Below are 5302 nucleotides of genomic sequence, written 5' to 3' on the forward strand. Positions count from 1 at the left end.
TCTCGTATGAACGTGGGTCAGATTCTAGAGACTCACTTGGGTATGGCGGCTAAAGGGCTTGGTGACAAAATCGAAAAAATGTTGAAAGAACAACGTACAGTTTTAGAACTGCGCGAATTCTTAGACAAGATTTATAACAAAGTAGGCGGTGAGCAAGAAGATCTTGATAGCTTGACTGATGAAGAAATTCTAGCGCTTGCAGGTAACTTGCGTGCGGGTGTGCCTTTAGCTACTCCTGTATTTGATGGTGCTGAAGAAAGTCAAATTAAAGACTTACTTGAATTGGCTGACATTTCACGTACGGGTCAAACAGTATTGTTTGATGGACGTACAGGTGAACAGTTTGACCGTCCAGTAACTGTTGGTTACATGTACATGCTTAAATTGAACCACTTGGTTGATGACAAGATGCATGCGCGTTCAACTGGTTCTTACTCACTTGTTACACAACAACCGCTTGGTGGTAAAGCACAATTCGGTGGTCAGCGTTTCGGTGAGATGGAAGTATGGGCACTTGAAGCATACGGTGCAGCATATACACTCCAAGAAATGCTTACAGTGAAGTCGGATGACGTTGAAGGTCGTACTCGCATCTATAAGAATATTGTAGATGGTAACCATTATATGGATCCGGGTATGCCTGAATCGTTCAACGTATTGACCAAAGAGATCCGTTCTTTAGGTATCAACATTGAACTAAAAAATGGTGACTAAGTCGTAAGACTCACGATTTTTTAGGTAAAAACAATATTTGTGACCCAGTCGGGTAAGCGAGGCTTCCCGACACACGGAGAAAAAAATTGAAAGACTTGCTCGATATCATGCGTAAGAAAACGGACTCAGATGGTCATGCACCAGTTGAGTTCGACCGTATCCGTATTGGTCTTGCGTCACCAGAAATGATTAAGTCATGGTCTCATGGTGAAGTTAAAAAACCTGAGACAATCAACTATCGTACGTTCAAACCAGAACGTGATGGTTTGTTCTGTGCCAAAATCTTTGGTCCAGTAAAAGATTACGAATGCTTGTGTGGTAAATACAAGCGTATGAAATACAAAGGCGTCATTTGTGAAAAATGTGGCGTTGAAGTAACTACAGCAAAAGTTCGTCGTGAACGTATGGGTCACATTGAGCTTGCTTCTCCAGTTGCACATATCTGGTTCTTAAAATCGTTACCATCCCGTATCGGTTTATTACTTGATATGACACTTCGTGATATCGAACGTGTATTGTATTTCGAATCATACGTTGTTACTGATCCTGGTATGACACCATTTGAAAAGTATCAACTTCTTAATGATGAAGAATACTTTACTGCTCTAGAAGAGCACGGCGACGAATTTGTTGCAAAAATGGGTGCAGAAGCAGTTCAAGACTTGTTGAAAGACATCGACCTTGAAGCTGAAATTTCACGTTTACGTGAAGAAATTCCTCAAACAACTTCTGAAACGAAGTTGAAAAAAGCGTCTAAGCGCTTGAAATTGATGGAAGCATTCAAAGACTCAAACAACAAGCCAGAATGGATGGTAATGAACGTACTTCCGGTACTTCCACCAGATTTACGTCCATTAGTTCCACTTGAAGGTGGTCGTTTCGCGACTTCTGACTTGAACGACTTATATCGTCGTGTAATTAACCGTAACAACCGTTTGAAGCGTCTTCTTGACCTTGCAGCGCCGGACATCATCGTACGTAACGAAAAACGTATGTTACAAGAGTCTGTAGATGCGTTGCTTGATAACGGTCGTCGTGGTCGTGCAATTACTGGTTCTAACAAACGCCCATTAAAATCTTTGGCAGATATGATCAAAGGTAAACAAGGTCGTTTCCGTCAGAACTTGTTAGGTAAGCGTGTTGACTACTCTGGTCGTTCGGTAATTACTGTAGGTCCTACTTTACGTCTTCACCAATGTGGTCTTCCGAAGAAAATGGCACTTGAATTATTCAAGCCATTCATTTTCGCGAAATTACAAGCTTCAGGTCAGGCAACAACCATTAAAGCTGCGAAGAAAATGGTTGAGCGTGAGACTCCGGAAGTTTGGGACGTTCTTGCATCTGTAATTCGTCAACATCCAGTAATGTTGAACCGTGCGCCAACACTTCACCGTTTAGGTCTTCAAGCATTTGAACCTATTCTTATTGAAGGTAAGGCAATCCGTCTTCACCCGCTCGTCTGTGCTGCGTTCAACGCCGACTTCGACGGTGACCAAATGGCGGTACACGTTCCATTGACACTTGAAGCACAGTTAGAAGCTCGTGCATTGATGATGTCAACAAACAACATCTTGTCACCAGCAAACGGTGAGCCAATCATCGTTCCTTCTCAGGACGTTGTCTTGGGTCTTTACTACATCACTCGTGATGCAGTAAACGCGAAAGGTGAAGGCATGGTGTTTGCGGATACTCACGAAGTAAACCGTGCACTTGCAACTGGTCAAGTTGCGATCCATGCTCGTGTTAAAGTACGTGTACATCAAACGGTTATCAATGAAAATGGTGAGCGTGAACAGCAAACTATTATTGTTGATACAACACCAGGTCGTTGCTTACTTTGGGAAGTTGTTCCAGAAGGTTTAAGCTTTGACATGATCAACCTTGAGATGACTAAAAAGAACATCTCTAAGTTAATCAACTCTTGCTACCGTAAACTTGGTTTGAAAGATACAGTTATCTTCGCTGACCAATTAATGTACTTGGGCTTCCGTCAAGCGACTCGTTCAGGTGTATCTGTAGGTATGGAAGACATGTTAATTCCACCTACGAAACACACAATTATTGACAAAGCGGAAACAGAAGTTCGTGAAATCGAACAACAGTTCGAACAAGGTTTCGTAACTGCTGGTGAACGTTATAACAAAGTTGTCGATATTTGGGCGCGTACAAACGACCAAGTTGCTAAAGCAATGATGGATAACTTGTCTTATACACTTGTGAAAAACAAACAAGGTGAAGACGAGAAGCAAAAATCATTCAACAGTATCTATATGATGTCTGACTCTGGTGCCCGTGGTAGTGCGGCTCAGATTCGTCAGCTTGCAGGTATGCGTGGTTTGATGGCAAAACCGGATGGCTCGATTATTGAGACTCCAATTAAAGCGAACTTCCGTGAAGGTTTGACAGTACTCCAGTACTTCATTTCAACACACGGTGCGCGTAAAGGTTTGGCCGATACTGCATTGAAAACTGCGAACTCTGGTTACTTGACTCGTCGTCTTGTAGACGTAGCACAAGACTTAGTAATTACTGAGCCAGATTGTGGTACAAGTGGTGGTCTAGTGATGACTCCATTCATTCAGGGTGGTGATGTCATCGAGCCATTACGTGACCGCGTATTAGGTCGTGTAACTGCTGAAGATGTACGTCGTGCATCTGATGATGAAGTTGTATTACCTCGTGGTACGTTAATTGACGAGAAAATCGCAGCTCAGCTTGAAGAGGCTGGTGTCGATGAAGTTAAAGTACGTTCTGTAATCGCATGTGAATCAACATTCGGTGTATGTGCGAAATGTTATGGTCGTGACCTCGCTCGTGGTCACTTGGTAAACCCAGGTGAGTCAGTAGGCGTAATGGCTGCACAGTCAATCGGTGAGCCAGGTACACAGTTAACAATGCGTACGTTCCACGTGGGTGGTGCTGCAAGCCGAACTTCTGCTGCAAACAGTGTTCAAGTACGTAACAAAGGTACTGTACGTTTCCATAACGTAAAAACTGTACAACATGCGAAAGGCCACTTGGTTTCAGTTTCACGTTCAGGTGAAATTGGTATTGCCGATGAGTTAGGCCGTGAGCGTGAACGCTACAAACTTCCTTACGGTGCGAGCATCTTGTTGAAAGATGGTGAGCTTGTTGAGGCTGGTGGTATCGTTGCGACATGGGATCCGCATACGCATCCATTGGTAACAGAAGTTGCTGGTAAAGCACGTTTCAGCCAAATTGCTGATGGTGTAACTGCAACATCGAAAACTGATGATGCAACTGGTATGACAACTGTTGAAATCTTGCCTGTAACAGCACGTCCTGCTTCTGGTAAAGATTTACGTCCAGCAATCGTATTAGATACAACTGATGGCGGTGAACAGTTCTACTTCTTACCACAAAACACAATTGTGACTGTTCGCGACGGCGAAACAATTGGTGTGGGTGACGTTATCGGTCGTGTACCACAAGAATCTTCACGTACTCGTGATATTACCGGTGGTCTTCCGCGTGTTGCTGACTTGTTCGAAGCACGTAAGCCGAAAGAACATGCGATCTTGGCAGAAGTGTCTGGTATCGTAAGCTTTGGTAAAGAGACTAAAGGTAAGAACCGTTTAGTAATTACTCCAGATGACGGTTCTGAAATTTACGAAGAGTTGATTCCTAAATGGCGTCAAATCAACGTGTTTGAAGGTGAGCATGTGAACCGTGGTGAAACCATTTCTGATGGTCCACAAAACCCACATGACATCTTACGCTTGAAAGGTGAAGTTGCTTTAACTAACTACATCGTGAACGAAGTTCAAGACGTTTATCGTCTCCAAGGTGTAAAAATCAACGACAAGCACATTGAAGTTATCGTACGTCAAATGTTGCGTAAAGTTGATATCATCGATGGTGGTGATACAAGCTTCATTAAAGGCGAACAAGTGGATTACATCCGCGTTGTTCAAGAGAACCAAGCTGTCTTGGCTCAGAACAAGTTCCCTGCGAAGTTTGAACGTCAATTGATGGGTATTACGAAAGCATCGCTTTCTACTGACTCATTCATCTCTGCTGCATCGTTCCAGGAAACAACACGTGTGTTAACTGAAGCGGCTGTAACAGGTAAAGAAGATGATTTACGTGGCTTGAAAGAAAACGTTGTAGTGGGTCGCTTGATTCCAGCTGGTACTGGTCTTGCATATCACTTAGAGCGTCGTCGTCAAGAAGCGGAAGCAGCAGAACATGCTCTTCACAATGACTTCAGCGAAGTAGACCAAGCATTTAGCCAAGCTTTAAACTCAGAACAATTCTAAGCTTAAACTTGCATTAAAAAGGCGCCTTAGGGCGCCTTTTTTGTGGAAAAATAATCCATTTTTACAAAAAGTCTATTAAAGCACTCTTAATTTATTACTTAATGGGGGAAAACCCTCCATGAAAGCATACTATTCTAGGCGCAACTGAGTAGAGGAGTAGCTTTTAATGAAAAAAATGATGATGATTGCAGGTGTTGGTTTAATGTCAACTACTCTATTTGTAGGTTGCCAAAATGCTAGCCCAGAAAGCAAACGTATTGGTTCGGCAGCTATCGGTGGTGGTGCAGGTGGTGCAGTAGGTAAACATA

At 43.1% G+C, this 5302-nt stretch carries 1 protein-coding gene and 2 pseudogenes; all 3 read left to right on the plus strand.

Annotated elements, in window-relative coordinates; translation table 11 throughout:
* Positions 1 to 714, plus strand: a pseudogene (gene rpoB / locus C1642_RS11860) (DNA-directed RNA polymerase subunit beta); the annotation flags it as partial.
* 86 nt (positions 715 to 800) lie between these two features.
* Entirely contained in the window at positions 801 to 4994 is a 4194-nt protein-coding gene (gene rpoC, locus C1642_RS11865) for a DNA-directed RNA polymerase subunit beta' (RefSeq protein WP_000653927.1), read from the plus strand.
* 166 nt (positions 4995 to 5160) lie between these two features.
* Positions 5161 to 5302: pseudogene (locus tag C1642_RS11870) on the plus strand (DNA transfer protein p32); the annotation flags it as partial.

Source organism: Acinetobacter sp. AKBS16 (assembly GCF_002899995.1).
GTDB classification, from domain to species: Bacteria; Pseudomonadota; Gammaproteobacteria; order Pseudomonadales; family Moraxellaceae; genus Acinetobacter; species Acinetobacter baumannii.